The sequence below is a fragment of the Sanyastnella coralliicola genome (assembly GCF_030845195.1).
In the GTDB taxonomy this organism is placed as follows: Bacteria; Bacteroidota; Bacteroidia; order Flavobacteriales_D; family Sanyastnellaceae; genus Sanyastnella; species Sanyastnella coralliicola.
Genome location: NZ_CP132543.1, coordinates 204,827 through 220,398 on the forward strand (window position 1 = coordinate 204,827; position 15,572 = coordinate 220,398).

The 15,572-nt window shown below is 46.2% G+C and carries 16 protein-coding genes and 1 tRNA gene; 1 reads left to right on the forward strand and 16 read right to left on the reverse strand.

The genetic code is table 11. The features are described from left to right. Positions 1-105: 105 nt before the first annotated feature. The 9 genes from RA156_RS00845 to RA156_RS00885 form a co-directional block, all read right to left on the reverse strand. A complete protein-coding gene (locus RA156_RS00845; RefSeq protein ID WP_306642019.1) occupies positions 106-726 on the reverse strand; it encodes an ABC transporter ATP-binding protein in 621 nt (206 codons plus the stop codon). Between the two features lie 3 nt (positions 727-729). Then, positions 730-1,506 carry an acyl-ACP--UDP-N-acetylglucosamine O-acyltransferase gene (gene lpxA / locus RA156_RS00850; protein ID WP_306642021.1) on the reverse strand — a complete coding sequence of 259 codons (777 nt, stop codon included), beginning with the start codon at positions 1,504-1,506 and terminating at the stop codon, positions 730-732. Then, the gene (locus RA156_RS00855) at positions 1,503-2,921 is read right to left on the reverse strand and encodes a bifunctional UDP-3-O-[3-hydroxymyristoyl] N-acetylglucosamine deacetylase/3-hydroxyacyl-ACP dehydratase (RefSeq protein ID WP_306642022.1); all 1,419 of its coding nucleotides are present in this window, start codon (positions 2,919-2,921) and stop codon (positions 1,503-1,505) included. Before RA156_RS00855 ends, lpxA begins: the two co-directional genes overlap by 4 nt. Then, complete coding sequence (gene lpxD / locus RA156_RS00860) at positions 2,918-3,976, reverse strand: UDP-3-O-(3-hydroxymyristoyl)glucosamine N-acyltransferase (protein ID WP_306642023.1); 1,059 nt, start codon at positions 3,974-3,976, stop codon at positions 2,918-2,920. Before lpxD ends, RA156_RS00855 begins: the two co-directional genes overlap by 4 nt. A 70-nt stretch (positions 3,977-4,046) precedes the next feature. Further along, positions 4,047-5,399, reverse strand: coding sequence for a DUF58 domain-containing protein (locus tag RA156_RS00865; RefSeq protein ID WP_306642024.1), 1,353 nt, complete (start codon positions 5,397-5,399; stop codon positions 4,047-4,049). Between the two features lie 4 nt (positions 5,400-5,403). Beyond that, positions 5,404-6,579: an AAA family ATPase gene (locus RA156_RS00870; RefSeq protein WP_306642026.1), complete on the reverse strand. Its 1,176-nt coding sequence runs from the start codon at positions 6,577-6,579 to the stop codon at positions 5,404-5,406. Beyond that, complete coding sequence (locus RA156_RS00875; protein ID WP_306642028.1) at positions 6,569-7,921, reverse strand: DUF4350 domain-containing protein; 1,353 nt, start codon at positions 7,919-7,921, stop codon at positions 6,569-6,571. The genes RA156_RS00870 and RA156_RS00875 overlap by 11 nt, the downstream gene beginning before the upstream one ends. Further along, the gene (locus RA156_RS00880; RefSeq protein ID WP_306642030.1) at positions 7,911-8,645 is read right to left on the reverse strand and encodes a hypothetical protein; all 735 of its coding nucleotides are present in this window, start codon (positions 8,643-8,645) and stop codon (positions 7,911-7,913) included. The genes RA156_RS00875 and RA156_RS00880 overlap by 11 nt, the downstream gene beginning before the upstream one ends. Then, on the reverse strand, positions 8,623-10,521 hold the full coding sequence (locus RA156_RS00885) for a stage II sporulation protein M (protein ID WP_306642032.1): 1,899 nt from the start codon (positions 10,519-10,521) through the stop codon (positions 8,623-8,625). Before RA156_RS00885 ends, RA156_RS00880 begins: the two co-directional genes overlap by 23 nt. 54 nt (positions 10,522-10,575) lie before the next feature. Here RA156_RS00885 and RA156_RS00890 point away from each other — a divergent pair, with 54 nt between their 5' ends. Next, a complete protein-coding gene (locus RA156_RS00890) occupies positions 10,576-11,307 on the forward strand; it encodes an RDD family protein (protein ID WP_306642034.1) in 732 nt (243 codons plus the stop codon). Here the strand turns inward: RA156_RS00890 and RA156_RS00895 are convergent. The 7 genes from RA156_RS00895 to RA156_RS00925 form a co-directional block, all read right to left on the reverse strand. Beyond that, positions 11,275-11,799 (reverse strand): RDD family protein, encoded by a 525-nt coding sequence (locus RA156_RS00895; RefSeq protein ID WP_306642036.1) that lies wholly within the window; start codon positions 11,797-11,799, stop codon positions 11,275-11,277. The genes RA156_RS00890 and RA156_RS00895 overlap by 33 nt on opposite strands. Further along, entirely contained in the window at positions 11,796-12,218 is a 423-nt protein-coding gene (locus tag RA156_RS00900) for an RDD family protein (RefSeq protein ID WP_306642037.1), read from the reverse strand. The genes RA156_RS00895 and RA156_RS00900 overlap by 4 nt, the downstream gene beginning before the upstream one ends. 21 nt (positions 12,219-12,239) lie before the next feature. Beyond that, positions 12,240-13,271, reverse strand: coding sequence for a 3-dehydroquinate synthase (gene aroB, locus RA156_RS00905; protein WP_306642039.1), 1,032 nt, complete (start codon positions 13,269-13,271; stop codon positions 12,240-12,242). Between the two features lie 60 nt (positions 13,272-13,331). Continuing rightward, a tRNA-Phe gene (locus RA156_RS00910) sits at positions 13,332-13,404 on the reverse strand. A 69-nt stretch (positions 13,405-13,473) separates the two neighbouring features. Continuing rightward, a complete protein-coding gene (locus RA156_RS00915) occupies positions 13,474-14,352 on the reverse strand; it encodes a DUF4097 family beta strand repeat-containing protein (protein ID WP_306642041.1) in 879 nt (292 codons plus the stop codon). Positions 14,353-14,369: 17 nt separating this feature from the next. Beyond that, positions 14,370-14,912, reverse strand: coding sequence for a hypothetical protein (locus RA156_RS00920; RefSeq protein ID WP_306642043.1), 543 nt, complete (start codon positions 14,910-14,912; stop codon positions 14,370-14,372). After that, complete coding sequence (locus tag RA156_RS00925) at positions 14,884-15,390, reverse strand: RNA polymerase sigma factor (RefSeq protein WP_306642045.1); 507 nt, start codon at positions 15,388-15,390, stop codon at positions 14,884-14,886. The genes RA156_RS00920 and RA156_RS00925 overlap by 29 nt, the downstream gene beginning before the upstream one ends. Positions 15,391-15,572 lie beyond the last annotated feature (182 nt).

Genomic DNA, 15,572 nt, shown 5'->3' on the forward strand with positions numbered 1-15,572 from the left:
AATAGTGAAAAACATACGGTTGCGAGTTAATTATCTACTGCATAGATACTCGCATGCCGTGCGGAGGTTTGTAATCAGCCGACGTAGAATAACGTCAGTTGTTTCTTAGGCAGGTCGGAATTGGACGACATCAAGGGTAATGTCTGCCTGTAGGTATTCTTCCTTCTGTGAATTGCTGCTGATGAATATGGTTCGCCCTTCTGCCTGTGAAGCCAGCTGTTGACGGTACCATTCAATGTTTTCCTTGTCTAAGTTCGAACTAGGTTCATCAAGAAAGAGGAGGGAGCTATCTGTGTAAATCGCAAGCCCTAAACGCAGTCGTTGGCGCATTCCTGAAGAGAAATTCTTGACGCTTTTTTTTCGGTCTTTACCAAAACGACACACTTCGACGAGCTCCTCTTGAGACATTCCATTCCGCAGATTTCTAAATCTGCAGTGGAAATCAATGGCCTCTTCTAAGGTCAAATCTTGAAACACATCGAGGTAAGGCGTAGCCATGGATGTGTGATGGGCAATTTCTTCAATCTTTTCGCCTTCGGCAGAATAGAAAACGTGCCCTTCGGTAGGAGATAAGAATCCAGAAATGGCCTGAAGGAGTGTTGATTTCCCCGAGCCATTGTGACCAATGATTAAGACATGACTACCGCTAGGAATCTCCTGTTCAATATGACGGAAGATCCACTCGCGTCCAAAGCGACGTCCTAGATCATGGAGTTGTACTTGCATTGGCTATACTGGCCCGCGAATGATTCCTTTGGTCGAATCTTCAATGAATGAAAGAATGTCTTTCTTCTCAGCGAAATCAGGTAATTCAAGATCAGCAACCTTCATTGCCTGGCTGATATTACTGTTGTGTACGTACAAGGTGCGGTACACGTCTTCAATCTGTGAAATCACATTGTCAGCGTAGCCTCTTCGACGCAAGCCAATCGTATTGACACCTGCGTATGTTAGCGGCTCACGAGCGGCCTTAATGAACGGAGGAACGTTCTTGCGAACCAATGATCCACCTGCAATGAACGAGTGTTTGCCAATGTGTACGAATTGCTGTACTGCAACAACCCCCTCGATAATCACCCAATCACCAATCACCACGTGTCCAGCGATGTTCGCTGTGTTGGCTAGAATGCAGTGGTTTCCTACCAATACATCATGTGCGATGTGCACGTAGGCCATCAACAAACAGTGATCTCCAACTTTCGTTGTCATACGATCCTTGGTGCCACGGTTGATAGTCACACATTCACGGATGGTCGTGTGGTCTCCAATCTCAGCTGTAGAGTTTTCACCGTCAAACTTGAGGTCTTGAGGGATGGCTGAAATGACCGCGCCAGGGAAGATCTTACAGTTCTTTCCGATACGGGCACCATCCATGATAGTCACGTTAGGACCAATCCAGGTTCCTTCGCCGATCTCAACATCTCCGTAGATGGTCGTGAACGGACCAATCTCTACGTTGTCTGCGACCTTCGCATCTGGGTGAACGGAAGCAAGATTTGAGATCATGCGTGTGCAGGTTCGAGGTTCTTTTCCTTGACAATCTGTGCCATCATTTCGGCTTCTGATACCACCTTGCCATTGACATAAGCCTTACCAGACATATGCACGAGACCACGACGGATCGGAGACTCCAACTTCAAGAGGAAAACCAATGTATCTCCAGGCAGAACCTTCTGCTTGAATTTCACTTTGTCAATCTTCAGGAAGTAAGTTGAGTAGTTTTCAGGATCAGGCACTGTAGACAGCGCGAAGATTCCTCCAACCTGTGCCATAGCTTCCACCTGAAGTACTCCAGGGAAAACAGGGTTGTCAGGGAAGTGCCCTTGGAAGAACGGTTCGTTCAAGGTCACATTTTTCACCCCAACGATCGACGATTCATCCATCTCCATCACCTTGTCTACCAACAAGAACGGGTAGCGGTGTGGAAGGATTTTCGTGATCTGATTGATATCGTATAGTGGCGCTTTCGAAAGATCGAAGCTCACTTCTTTTTTCTTTGGCTTCGTGAGGCCTTTCAAGACCTTCGCGAATTCTACGTTTCCAGCATGACCCGGACGGGCTGCTAGAATATGTCCTTGAATGAACTTACCTACCAAGGCAAGGTCACCAACAATGTCAAGGAGTTTATGTCGTGCTGGTTCGTTTTCGTAGTGCAGTTTGATAGTGTTCAACACACCGATGCTATCTACCTTCACATCCAGCTCTTCTTTGCCAACAAGCTGAGCAATCTCTTTCAACTCTTCTTCAGAGTATTTACGCTCTACAAGAACGATCGCATTGTCAAGGTCTCCACCTTTGATCAATCCTGCTGCAGCGAGTTGCTTGATCTCTTTGAGGAAAACGAAGGTGCGCGAACGGCTAATCTCTGGGATAAACTCTCCCAAATGGTACATGCTCGCGTGCTGTGTTCCAAGTACTGGAGAGTTGTAATCCACCATTACAGTCAATCGGAATTCGCCTCCGTTCGTAGGAACAGCCAACATCTCAACGTTCTTCTCAGTTTCTTCGAAGTAGATGTTCTCCGTCAATGTCAAGTACTGGCGGTCTGCATCTTGTTCCGTGTAGCCTACTTCTTCAAAGCGTTCTACAAAGAGCCACGCGCTTCCATCCATGATAGGGATCTCTGGCGCATCAATCTGAATCAATGCATTGTCGATTCCACAACCGTAAATGGCTGAAAGGATGTGTTCAGTAGTGTATACACGAGCTCCATTCTGTTCAAGGGTAGTTCCACGTTGCGTTCCTACTACTAGGTCAGGATCGGCGTTGATGATGGGTTGACCTTCAAGGTCTACACGTTGAAATTTGTAACCGTGGTTTTCTGGTGCTGGAAGAACCGTTAGCGTGGCCTTCTCTCCTGTGTGGAGTCCGATGCCTTGGAATGAAACGGCTTCTTTGAGCGTGCGCTGCTTGTCACTCATTCTGCGCTGGTATTGTTGTCAGTTATCCCGTCAACCTTCTTCTCGAGATCACTCAAGCGACGGTCGATTTTCGGTAAATTCTTGAATCCAATGTACGACATCTTGAAAGCGCGAATGCCGAGGGCCGGAGATCCTTGAACGATCTCTCCTTCATTCAGCACAGAGGCGCTCAATCCTGACTGAGCTGCAATCTTCACTCCATCCGCAATGCGAATGTGTCCTACGATACCCACTTGCCCACCGATCATGCAGTTCTTTCCGATGCGTGTAGAACCAGCGATACCCGTTTGTGCGGCAATCACCGTGTTCTCGCCAATCTCTACGTTGTGCGCGATCTGAATGAGGTTGTCGAGTTTTACTCCTTTACGAATGATCGTAGAACCGAGTGTTGCTCGGTCAACTGTCGTGTTTGCTCCAATCTCTACGTGATCTTCGATGATCACATTTCCGATTTGAGCCACTTTTTGATAGTTATTCTCTGCATCAGGAGCGAATCCAAATCCATCACTACCGATCACCGCACCGGCGTGAAGTGTGCAGTTGTTTCCAATGACACAGTCATCAAGAATACGCACTCCTGGGTGGATGATGCATCCTTCTCCAATCTTCGCTCGCTCACCAATGTAGGCTCCCGAATACACTTTGCTGCCGCTGCCTACTTTGGCGTTGGCGCTAACCACCACATGATGACCTAGGTATACGTCATCCGCCACGTCTGCAGAATCATCCTTAAAAGAGGTGGGTTCTTGTCCGCTCTTTTGGTGACGGTAGCTGTTGTAGAAATCGAGAAGTTTGGCGAAGGCGCCGTAGGCGTCTTCTACGCGAATCAAAGTCAAGGTAGCCGGTAGCGCTTCTTCAGCAACAAAGTCATTGTTGACGATAGCAACACTTGCACCCGTATTATAGATGTACGATGCATACTTCAGATTAGCCAAGAAAGTAAGCGTTCCTGGTTCGCCTTCTTCGATCTTCGAAAGGCGGTTTACTGAAGTGGTCTCGGAGCCTTCCACAGTTCCTCCGAGAATGTCGGCTATTTGACGGGCAGAGAATTCCATCGGCGCAAAAGTATAAATATTAAAGGCAGCTGTCTACATTATGTGGTAAGTGGCAAAAGCCATTCCACAGTTAGATCAATCCTTTGGCCTTCAATTCAAGGTATTTATTGACTGTATTGATGCTTAGGTCTTCTGGACGAGAAAGGATGGTTTGGATACCGTACTTCCTCAGCTTCATGACCATATGCTTCTTTTCAAGCACCAATTTGTCGGCTATCGTTTGAGTGTAGATGTCGGTCATGTATTCCGCATCTTTTCGGCTGTAATCAATCAATTCCGTGTTCTCGAAGATCATTACCACCAACAAATGAGTGTGGTTGATACGCTTCAACACAGGTAAGGCACGCTCCATCGCGTAGGCTGATTCGAAATTCGTGTAGAAAAAGATCAGGCTACGACTGCGAATTACATTCTTCACCGAACGGTACAAGAGGTCGTAATTCGCTTCACGCACATGGGCTTTCTCGCTGTACAGAGCGTTCAGAATCTTTTTAATCTGCGTTTGACTCCGCTCCGCGGGAATGGTAGAGCCAATTTTGTCAGAGAAGGTGATGAGCCCAGCACGGTCGTGTTTCTTCAAAGCAATGTTCGCGATCACCAAGGAGGTATTGATGGCATAATCAAGCAAGCTCAGTTCATTGAACGGCATATGCATCGCACGACTCTTGTCAATGATCGTGTACATCTGCTGTGAACGCTCGTCCTCATATTGATTCACCATCAAGGTGTTTCGTCGACTTGTCGCCTTCCAGTTGATTGAACGAATATCATCACCCTGCACGTAGGCTTTGATCTGTTCAAATTCATAACTGTGACCCAGTCTTCGAATCTTCTTGATCCCTTCGAAGTTGCTGATCTTGGCAAAGGCCAGCAATTCATATTTCTTCATTTGAATAATCGATGGGAAGGCCGGTACCATTTCGCCGTTAGGCACACGGTAATGACGACTCACCAATCCCAAAATAGAAGAGACATGAATGTTCGTCCGTCCCCAGAAGTACTCACCGCGTGTTTTGGGGTTGACGTGGTAGAGCGTTTTCTTTTCTTCTTTCGGACTGCACCAAAAAGTGAATTCAAAGTCGCGACGCTGCAATTGCACCGGAAGCTCATCAAAGACGTTCATTTCTAAACGAACAGGCGAGACATTAGTAATCTCCAATCGAATCGGGTTGTCATCGCCCATAGAAAGGAGTTTAGGCGTCTTTCGAACCACCTTTACCGCGTACCGTCCGCTGAATAGAATGATCAGTTCTGCAAGGGTAAGAACCGCCAAAATGACCAGCATCGATTGACCCAACGGGAAGAGCAATGGAATACCAAAGCTCGCCGCAAGAATGGAGATACATCCACCGAGGGCAATGAAGAACCGTCCACGAAAGTGAATGGCTTTGAAGATTGCTATGATGCGGTTTGGTTTTGCCATTTCGCTAGCGCGGAACTTCGATAGTTGTGAGGATGTCTTTGATCACTTCTTCCACAGTCGTTCCTTCCATTTCACGTTCGTGAGATAGAATCACACGGTGATTAAGCACAGGGTAACTCACGTGGCGAATATCATCAGGAGTCACGAAAGATCGTCCGCGCATAGCGGCGATGGCCTTCGAGGTGCGAAGGATAGCCAAACTCGCACGAGGAGAAGCTCCTAGGAAGAGGTCTCCGTTGTTACGGGTGTTGTTTACTACCGCTGCGATGTAGTCGATGAGCTCATCTTTGATATACACTGCCTCAATCACTTCACGTGCTTTTTTCAGTTCGTCGATACTGATGACAGGGTTTACCGTTTCCTGTTGCTTGCTCGCAAAGTCTTGTTTGAAACGACGCAAAATTTGCTGCTCCTCTGCCAACACAGGGTAAGGAACACGGATTCGGAAGACAAAACGGTCAAGCTGAGCCTCTGGAAGCTGGTAGGTTCCTTCTTGCTCGATTGGGTTTTGGGTAGCAATCACGAAGAACGGAAAGCCCAGTTCATAGGTGGTACCGTCGTAGGTAATCTGCTTTTCTTCCATCACCTCCATTAAGGAAGCTTGTGTCTTTGCAGGTGCACGGTTGATCTCGTCAATCAAGATGATGTTCGAGAAAATCGGTCCTTTTCGGAAGCTAAACGTACTCTCCTTCATGTTGAATACAGAAGTACCGGTGACATCTGTCGGCATCAAGTCAGGAGTAAACTGAATACGACTGAACTCAGATGAGATCGAACGCGCGAGCATTTTTGCAGTCAGCGTTTTTGCAATTCCAGGGTAACCTTCTAATAAGACGTGACCGCCTGTAAGCACTCCTGCCAATAGCAACTCGATCATTTCGGTTTGACCCACAACGAGTTTGCTGATTTCCTGTCGAATCTTCATGGCAGCGTTGGCAACCGGACTCACATCCACGTGCTCAACACTCGGTACTCCTTCGAGGGGAGCAGCTGGAGCAGCCGGAACAGCAGGAGCGGCATCTTCGGGTAGAGGAGGAGGGGTGGTCTCATTTGCCCCTGTTGGCGAAGCTCCTTCGTTCACTTGATCAGAACTAGGCTGGTTTTCAGCTCCCTGATCGTTATTTTCTGGTGAAGGAGTTGATGGCATGTCTTCGTTCTTTTCTTCCATCTTATCGTGCATTTTGGTAGAAACGTTCAAGCATTTGGTGGAACGTAATTAGATCCTTGCTCTCCACGTCTTCCGTTGTCAATAGTTCATGGTAGCGATTAAAGATAGCTTGGATCTCCCCGATAGGAATATCCGTCTTCTCGCTTAATCGTTCTATGAGTAAATTTTCTTCTTCTTTTGTTTCAACTGCTGTCTTCAGCAGGTAGCGTTCACGCACATGGGCACGGAACAAACGCATTTTTAGGCGCACTAGTTTGCCGTGATCATTTTCCATGCGGAACATCGTTCCAATGGTTTCGGCGAAGTCAATCGAAGTATTCTCCGGTGCGTGAAGCACTGGAATTGCGCGTTGTTTTCTTCGTGCTCCAAAGATCATGTACAACACACCCAAGGCGATCAGTGTGAACCAAGCCCAACGCAGTCCACGTTCCGAGAGGATGAAGTTCAATGGTCCTTCCTTGTGGTCATAGGAACTTCCACCACCACCACCTCCTTGATAAGGGGTGTATTGGTAATAACGGTTGTGTTCATCCCACAAGATGGCACCATCTCCCATGTATCGACAGGCTTCAGAGACATATCGGAAGCCTTCTCTCTTAAGTAGTTGATAGTTCGTAAAGGCCAAAGGGTTCGAATGGAGGTAGAAATAACCTGTGCCGTATTTAATGCGGATGTAATTCACGAACCCATCGTTGTAGTATCCAACAACTTCAATCGGACGATCTTCTTTCGCGGTGATCCCATAAGGGAAGTAGATCCAATTCTTGTTCTGAGGAACATGTGAACGGACGAACTTACACTCCACTGTAGAGTCTAGAATACTCGTGGTTGGTATGTCATCCCACAAAGCTGGAGCACAGAGGTCCATCGCAATGCTGGTGTCGGTCTCTGCTTGTAATGTAATTGGCTGCAACTCCTCCGTTTCAGAGAAGAAGTCGAAGTCATACTCTGATGGGAATGAAATCAACGTGTCTAACAGTCGGTCAGAGAATGAGTTGCTGATGACAAAAGCCTGATTACCCCGTTCTACGAAGTCAAGAAGGAATGCTGTCTCCGCGCTATCTAAGTAAAGCTCACGTCCAATCAAGAAATAGTTAGAGTTCTCTGGCAGGCTGTCTGTGTTTACGTTGAGGTAAACGGTATCCGCCACTTCAATGAACTCTGTATTCGGATGACTGCCTTCAACTACTTCGCGGAAGACATATGACCCATAAGGCAGTTCTTCTTCGTAGTCATAGCTTTCTGACCAGTTGTAGACTTTAGAGGTGAAGAAAAGTAGATAGAATATACCTACCACCACCACGAGTCCGCCGATGATCAAGATCAAGTTATTTGTTCCTCCCTTATTGGCCATTCTTGATCTTTTGAATGAAACGTTGGAATGAAGGAGCAAGCTGCTCGAAGGTGTCTTTAGTTACCTCGGCGTCTCCGTACCAAATGATCTCAAAGGCGAGGGTGAGTTGTGAGAAATCGTAATAGTACTCACTTGCGCTAATTTCTAAGAGATAGTCGTAGTTCGTCTTCTCTTTCTCCCATTCAATGATGTTCAATTCGCTCATTTGCTGAATGCACATGAGGTAGTAAATTCGAACGGCGGCGCGGTAGTCGTCAGACTCTAACGCTAATCGTAGGTAGCGCTCAAGGTCGGATTCAGGAAGGTTTTCTTCTACTTCATCCAAAGAGAATACCTGATCAATACTACCTTCCACTTTGACGTCTTTCTCTTTGACGTGCTTCATGATGAGGTAAATGATCAATACACACAACAACAGAATCACCACGGCGAGGATGACCGAACCAACAAATTGCTGATCGAAGTCGAATTCCCAATCGTCGTCGTCTTCCTCGGACTCTTGTCCTTCAGGTTCTTGTGGCTCCTCTTCTTCTTCTTTCTCGTCCTTCTTTTTGCGCTTACCGTAGTTGAGGTCTTTGACCACCTCTTCCCATGTCGCCTCTTCCAACTTCCCACTGTTAGTGGTGCTTTCGGTTACGACATCCCCTTCATCTTGAGAATGAGCTATTCCGCACGCTAGTGCAAGAAAAAGAAACAGTAGACTAAGCCTCTTTTTCCAATCCATAAGCGCGTTTCTTAAATGAGATCTTTGAGATTCTATCTCTCAGCTCATCGGCTGTGTTGATCTCTCGATTGGAATAGTGAAGGATCATCATGGCATGCAACATCACAGGCATCATCATGCACAAGGCGAAGATCATGAGGAAGGTGTGCAAGATGTAAATCAATTGATCAGCCCACGGTAAGCTCGCTGCGAAGTTCACCCCAATAATTTGGAAGACGAGATAGAAAAGCGGTGCGCTCACAATACCCATCACAGCTGATCCTACGAGGCCTTGTAAGAAGAACACCGAAAGCAAGCGGCCAAAGGTGCCTTTCAAAAGCTTAAAACTGTCTCCAATGGAAGCTAAGATGAACTTCTTCTTCGCGTAGGCTGTGGCGAGCACAAATAGCCAGAAAGGCCACCAGAAAATGCAAACGATGACAGACAGCAATTCGAGATCGTTGCCATGCATTAAGAAGGGGAGCAACAGAATGAATGCAGCGGTAATGCTATTGAAAAGGGTCAAGGTGAAGAATCCATTGCTGCGGTGTTTTGGAAGACCAGTGGTTCCACTAAAAACACGTTGAGGCCACCATAGAATGAGGCTAAACAGCGCTGCACCTACCGGGTAAAGCAATGGGAAGTCTCCATAATTGAAGAAGTTGTTTGCTTCATCCCAGAACCAGAAACCATCGAAAATATCAAGGAAGGATCCTCCGTCGAAAAGACGGCGATCAAAGAAGTCTAAGTACTCTTCTCCGAGCATCCAGAAGAGGAAGACGGTGAACGCTGCTGATGCTAAGAAGGCAATGCCTGCTTGTGCCCCCAGTTTGCTCATATACACCCGCCAAGTTTCATTGATGATGCTACCAGAATTCTTAATCACCCGGAAGTTCATCTCTTCCTGGCGCTCATTCATGGTTTCGGTTTCTACGTGTTTGTTGACCTTACCCTCTTTGTATCTGCGACGTGGATACCAAACAAAGTATCCCACGACAATAGCCAAAGACAAAAGGATCACCGCTCCTCGAATGACGTTTGGTGCATCTGTATGGCGTGTGGCATACCCTTCAATAAATGCGGCGATCAATAGAAAGAATGACACACCAATCATGATGCGAATTCCATGTCGTGCCGAAAGAAGGAAGGCTTGAAGTCGGGTGTAGCTGCCAGGGAAGACAAGTCCTTTACCAAGTACTAAGCCGGCGGCGCCAGCTAAAACAATCATACTTAGCTCCAGCGTACCGTGCAGCATGATAGCGTAGAATGATTCCCAGAATAAATCTCGTTGGACAAAGAACCAGACAAAGGCGCCTACCATGACGGCGTTGCTAAGAATGATGAATATCGTTCCCGCTTCAAAGAAGATCCCCATGATGAAGCAGAGGAACCCGACATTGATGTTGTTCCACGCTATTCGCAAGAACATTTGAAGCTGCGAATCGCCTTTATAGACGGCCATGGGGTCGCCTTTTTCAATGTTGGCTTCCGTCATGTCAACGTAGTACTCACCCAAGATAATTTCAACGAATTCTGGAGCGTAGGAGCTTGAGACCATTCCGATGGTTACCCCTAGTACAAAAATCAAGAAGGAAATGAGGAGCTCTCTTCGCGCGAACCACATAGCATCTGGAAGTGTTTCATACCAGAAGCGTTTGAAAGCACCACGGTCTCGCTTGCGATTGCGATAGATCTTTTGATAAATCTGTTGCGCTACGCCATTGAGATAAACACGTACAGAGCGATTCGGATAGTAGGTACGAGAATAACTGAGGTCATCCGTCGTTTCAACGAATAGACGACTTAGCTTTTCAGCATCTTTCTGATCACTATGGAGAACTCGTTCGAATTCGACCCACTTTTCTTTATTCTGCCCGATAAAATCGGTTTCGCGCATGCTTTCTTCGCTGAATTTTGAGAGATTCGTTAAAGATAATAATTAGACCAGCGGATGCGCAGTATCGAATTACAAACAACGCAAAATGTAACCATCAACTATGATTTGGCTCTGCTAAGAGACAGAGTACTAGCGTTTTTGATCGATTTCGTTGTTCTAGTTGCAGTCTCAATTTTCTTGATTTTGGTCCTTTTTCAGTGGGTTATGCGTCTAGACCTTGCTGACGAGTTCTATTACCTGCTGATCATGCCCATCATCACATTTTACTCCCTTGCTATGGAGTCATTAAATGACGGACAGACCTTGGGGAAGATGGCTTTGAGAATCAAAGTAGTGCGTGTAGATGGCAAGCAAATGAAGTTCAATGACTACTTGCTTCGTTGGATCTTTCGATTGCTAGATATCTGGTTTTCAGGAGGTGCGATTGCTGTAGTCATGGTTAGTAGCTCTCCAAAAGCTCAACGCATCGGTGGACTCGTATCCAATTCCACGGTAGTGAAGTCAAACCCCGGCTTATATGTGAGCTTGGGAGACATTATGAAAATCAATACCAAGAGCAACTATCAGCCGCAATTTCCTGAGGTTCGCCACTTCCGTGAACAAGATATGTTGACGATTAAGCAGACGGTTGAACGCTACTTGAAGTACAAAAATGACGCGCACCGAGAAGCCCTCAATGAAGTAACGCGAGTAGTGTGTGAAAAGCTTCAGATTGACCAGCCAACAGGTGATAAGGTTCGCTTTCTAAAGGGCCTAATCAAGGATTACATTGTTCTGACGCGCTGATTTCTTCTGCTTAAAGCGAAGCTCCGTTCCACTCCACTCATCGTGCCACATACTGCTGCCAGACTTGGTGAAAATGCTGAACATTTCAAATGGGATCAAGCGAATAGCCATACGCAGTAAAACGCGATGGGCATCTACTGGTGTACCATTGGTGTTGGTGACCTGGTAACCGGTGATCATTTTCCCAATGGATTGACCATTCAACAGCATCTCCGAGAAGGTCACGTGAAGAATGAACCAAACAAGCGGCGCGAATTGCTCAAATAGTCCTGATATCAGCCATTCTGGGTACGAACCAGCATCAATAAACAATAGAATCAATCCGAATAAAACGACATAGTGCAGAATGACTGCCACCACAATGTCAGCAATGAAATGCATCAGTCGTTGTCCACGTGTTGGACGTGAAGGAGTGAGTTGATTGACTTGATAAACATCGTCGTCCCACAGGTTTTCTCCTGGGTCGTCTACAGGTTCTTGTTCCGTAATCATTCTACGACTTTTGTGCCCGACCATTGATCATGCCAGCGCTGGTTGAGAAGAAAAAAGAAAGGGTAGAGCGGGATCAAACGGATGGCCGTTCTTACCAGTATTTGTTTGAAACTAGTTTTTCCATTTTGAAGATTGGTGACTCTTGAGCCGGTGAGTGTTTTTCCCAGCGTCTTTTGAGTGAGCGACTCGCAGATCATGTAGTACATGAATTGCGTGAAGGTGGTGATCAGCGGGATCTTGAAATTGTGGTCAAAAAGACGTGTGAAGATCTCAAGTTGAATGGTGATGATCATGATGAGGTAGGAGAGTACGGCTATGGCTACAACATCTACGAAGAAATGGGCGAGCCGCGTTCTCTTATCTACTTCATACACTTCGCGTTCTTCGTCGGGAAGAAGCTCGTCGTCCATTAATTCCATGCTATGAAGGTAGCATGCCCTTTATGATTCTGCAATTTTCGCTAGCGCGGAATAGAATTCGTCTGCATGCACGACTTGATTCAAGAGTGGTTCACCCACAGCTTTCAATAAGACAAATCGCACTTCACCATCTTCGTTTTTCTTGTCGTTTTGCATCAAATGCCATGCAGCTTTGGCCTCGGCCGTTCCGTCTACTTTGAAATGTTGGTTGATGTGTGCGTTGACTTTTTTCGCTAGCGCGGAATCGAATCCAGTTTTATCGACAGACAGTTGTAATGCGAGTTTAATTCCTACCGCAATGGCTTCACCGTGTAGGAGTGGTTCATTGAGCTGAAAAGAGAGACTTTCAAGCGCATGTCCGTAAGTATGGCCGAAGTTCAATGCTTTTCGCAATCCTTGTTCGAAGGGGTCTTGCTCCACAACATCTTTTTTGATCGCTAGGGAAGCTTCTACGAAAGGTGCGGTAGACTCGGCATTGATTTCACCGAGTTCCATCATTTGCGTTAGTTGGTCAGGATTAGCAATCAAGGCGTGCTTCAACATTTCAGCGTAACCGGCAACGAGTTCTCGCTGAGGTAGTGATTCAAGCCAGGCCGGAGAAAGGAAGATGGCTTCAGGGGCTTTGAAGGTGCCCACCTGGTTCTTGAGTTCTCCAAGGTTGATCCCGGTTTTTCCGCCGTAGGCAGCATCGACCATTCCTAATAATGAGGTAGGGATATGAATAAATCGAATCCCTCGTTTGAAAGTGGAAGCCACGAATCCACCTAGATCGGTGATCATTCCACCACCGAGGTTGACAAGCAGTCCTTTACGATCAACTTGAAGTTCGGCGAGCGATTGCCAGAGCGGGTAGGCAATTTCCATGTCTTTTGATTCTTCACCTGGCGGCACTTCAAGTACTTCAATGTCGAGCAATGAAGAGCATTGCATCTGAAGCGCAGGAAGACAGTGTTCGTGGGTGTTCGAATCTACAAGGACTGTGATTGAGCTAGGGGAGAGCCCTTGTATCAGCTGATCAAGAGCTTCGAAGTCGGTAATGATCTTCGCATTCATTGATACAAAGGTGTCGAACTTTAGGGCAAAAGAAAAGTCCCGCACAATGCGGGACTTTCGTGGTGCTACCAGGAATCGAACCGGGGACACAAGGATTTTCAGTCCTTTGCTCTACCAACTGAGCTATAGCACCAGTTTTCCACTAGGGGAGCGCAAAGGTAATAAAAATGTCAATTTGAGAAAGACTCTCTGACAATTTTCTTCATCGGTAATCAATCGTGACATCACCGAAGCTGGTGTTCACGATGATCTCACCTTTTGGGTTTGATCCGATTGTGCACTCTACTTCTTTGGAAGTGATCTCTTTAACCGAACGATGGATGTTCGCATCTTTTGGCAGGTCAATGTCTCCGAATTCGCAATCTGCTTCAATTCGGTATCCAGTTCCTTGGTCAACAGATATGCTCACTGATCCGAATTCATTATCGATTTCAATGGTTTCTGCTGCTGATGTGATGTTGTGAATTTCGAGGCTGCTGTAGCTATTGTGAATCTCAGCAGAGCCATGCACTTCTTGAATTTCCATGCTTCCAAATTCAACGATGAATTCGCCGCCGTGTGCCTTATTAATGATCGCTTCTCCATATTCACTGCGGATTTCTACTTCGTTTCCAGTCAAAGCGTCAACTTCCATGCTCCCAAAAGCAACTTTTACTTCAGCATCTCCTCGGAATGAACCGATTTTAGCGGTACCGAATGAGTGATCTACATGTAGCTTTGATTTGTCAGGTGCTTTGATGAAGATCTTGATCTCCACTTCGTTGTTTTTGTTGTTCCAGTTTCCTGACATGTCAGTTTCAACCATGACACGGTACTTGTCACCTTTAATATCTACGTCGATTTCGTCGAACATGTCTTCCGCCTGCTCTTCATTTCGAGCTTCAATGCGAACTTCTACGTGCACTTGAACCGTGTTTTCATCCCACTCTTCAATTTCAAGTGTGCTGAAAGCCGTTTCTGTTTCGATGAGTACATCTGAATTGACATCAAATGATTCGTCAAAGTTTCGGGTGAAGTCGCTTTTGGTGGCCCAAGCGTTGATCGCAACGAACGCTAGGACAAGTGATAGGATATTTTTCATGTTTGATATTTGCTTGATTAGGACTGAGAGACTTCTTTGTTAGACGTCTTCATTGGTTTGTTCTGTATTTTAAGGTGCGCCACAATGTTTTCGAGCACAATCACTCTCAATTTGTAGTTCTCAATCATGGCTTGAACAATGCGTTCATCGCCAAAATTCTTGTTGAGCTCTTGTTCAAGGAGCGCATATTGATCTTCCAGTTTCTTGAAGTGTTTCAGGTGTCGTTGAATCGCTGGGTCGCTGTGGTCGATATCAGCTTGTCGTCTGCTGATGTGATTGCTCAACTGGTATTCCAATTGTCCAACTTTCATTGAGACATCGGCCAATGAACGGTCACGAGCATTTTCATTCTCTGTAGAAATGCCGTTGACCACAGCTCCAATGATTAAGAGCACAGTAATGGCCGCTGCGGCATACCAAAGCCAAGAGAGCTTGTTGCTTGCTCGTGTCGGTTCAGCTGCGAGGAGGCGCTGACGGAAACGTGCTTCGTGCCCGTCAGGTGCTTGCTCCTCTCCTGAAACAAGCCTGTGTTTAAATCGATTTTTCAGTTCGTCGCTCATCGCTTCGTAACATTTGTTGTCTAAGTCTTGCTTTCGCTCTCAAATATTGAGATCGGCTCGTGCCTGCAGAGATGTTGAGTGTCTCGGAAATTTCTTCGTGAGACAGGTTATCTAATAGGTAGAGGTTCAAGATGACTCGATATCCATCAGGGAGGGCGTCGATTTCTTTCATGATCTCCTCTACCGTCCAGTGCTCTGCGAACACTTTGTCTTCACTCGCGTCAATCTCAGGATAGCTTTCGTCATCAAAGGAGACTTTCCTTCTTCTCTTCAGCTCTCTTAGTGATTCATTTCGAGCGATGGTGCATAACCAGGATCTTAATTTCTCCACCTCTTGTAGAGAATCAAGCTTGTCAAAAGCAATGATCATGGTGTCTTGCATGACGTCTTCAGCAATGACTCGATCTTGTAGAATACGACAGGCCACCTGGAATACTGGCGCGTGATAGCGTCGGTATAATTCCATTTTAGATGACATGTCACCTTTATGTATCCTATTTATAAGGTCTCGGTCGGTCAATGTTGAACGGTTGTCGATAGTAAGAGGAACAAGGAACGAAAACGTTGCACACAAAAAGTACTTTTTTTATTCAATCGGTTGTAATACCTTGAGAGACAGTCTTTTTTATTCGGGATGTGCGTTGCTCAGGTAAAAAGATT

What these genes read in the sequence shown, in the direction of transcription:
- RA156_RS00865 (WP_306642024.1), bottom strand. Translation starts at nt 5,399, where the DNA reads ATGGCAAAACCAAACCGCATCATAGCAATCTTCAAAGCCATTCACTTT.
- RA156_RS00895 (WP_306642036.1), bottom strand. Translation starts at nt 11,799, where the DNA reads ATGATTACGGAACAAGAACCTGTAGACGACCCAGGAGAAAACCTGTGG.
- RA156_RS00915 (WP_306642041.1), bottom strand. Translation starts at nt 14,352, where the DNA reads ATGAAAAATATCCTATCACTTGTCCTAGCGTTCGTTGCGATCAACGCT.
- lpxA (WP_306642021.1), bottom strand. Translation starts at nt 1,506, where the DNA reads ATGATCTCAAATCTTGCTTCCGTTCACCCAGATGCGAAGGTCGCAGAC.
- RA156_RS00845 (WP_306642019.1), bottom strand. Translation starts at nt 726, where the DNA reads ATGCAAGTACAACTCCATGATCTAGGACGTCGCTTTGGACGCGAGTGG.
- RA156_RS00870 (WP_306642026.1), bottom strand. Translation starts at nt 6,579, where the DNA reads ATGCACGATAAGATGGAAGAAAAGAACGAAGACATGCCATCAACTCCT.
- RA156_RS00920 (WP_306642043.1), bottom strand. Translation starts at nt 14,912, where the DNA reads ATGAGCGACGAACTGAAAAATCGATTTAAACACAGGCTTGTTTCAGGA.
- RA156_RS00890 (WP_306642034.1), top strand. Translation starts at nt 10,576, where the DNA reads ATGCGCAGTATCGAATTACAAACAACGCAAAATGTAACCATCAACTAT.
- RA156_RS00885 (WP_306642032.1), bottom strand. Translation starts at nt 10,521, where the DNA reads ATGCGCGAAACCGATTTTATCGGGCAGAATAAAGAAAAGTGGGTCGAA.
- lpxD (WP_306642023.1), bottom strand. Translation starts at nt 3,976, where the DNA reads ATGGAATTCTCTGCCCGTCAAATAGCCGACATTCTCGGAGGAACTGTG.
- RA156_RS00880 (WP_306642030.1), bottom strand. Translation starts at nt 8,645, where the DNA reads ATGGATTGGAAAAAGAGGCTTAGTCTACTGTTTCTTTTTCTTGCACTA.
- RA156_RS00925 (WP_306642045.1), bottom strand. Translation starts at nt 15,390, where the DNA reads ATGTCATCTAAAATGGAATTATACCGACGCTATCACGCGCCAGTATTC.
- RA156_RS00855 (WP_306642022.1), bottom strand. Translation starts at nt 2,921, where the DNA reads ATGAGTGACAAGCAGCGCACGCTCAAAGAAGCCGTTTCATTCCAAGGC.
- RA156_RS00900 (WP_306642037.1), bottom strand. Translation starts at nt 12,218, where the DNA reads ATGGAATTAATGGACGACGAGCTTCTTCCCGACGAAGAACGCGAAGTG.
- RA156_RS00875 (WP_306642028.1), bottom strand. Translation starts at nt 7,921, where the DNA reads ATGGCCAATAAGGGAGGAACAAATAACTTGATCTTGATCATCGGCGGA.
- aroB (WP_306642039.1), bottom strand. Translation starts at nt 13,271, where the DNA reads ATGAATGCGAAGATCATTACCGACTTCGAAGCTCTTGATCAGCTGATA.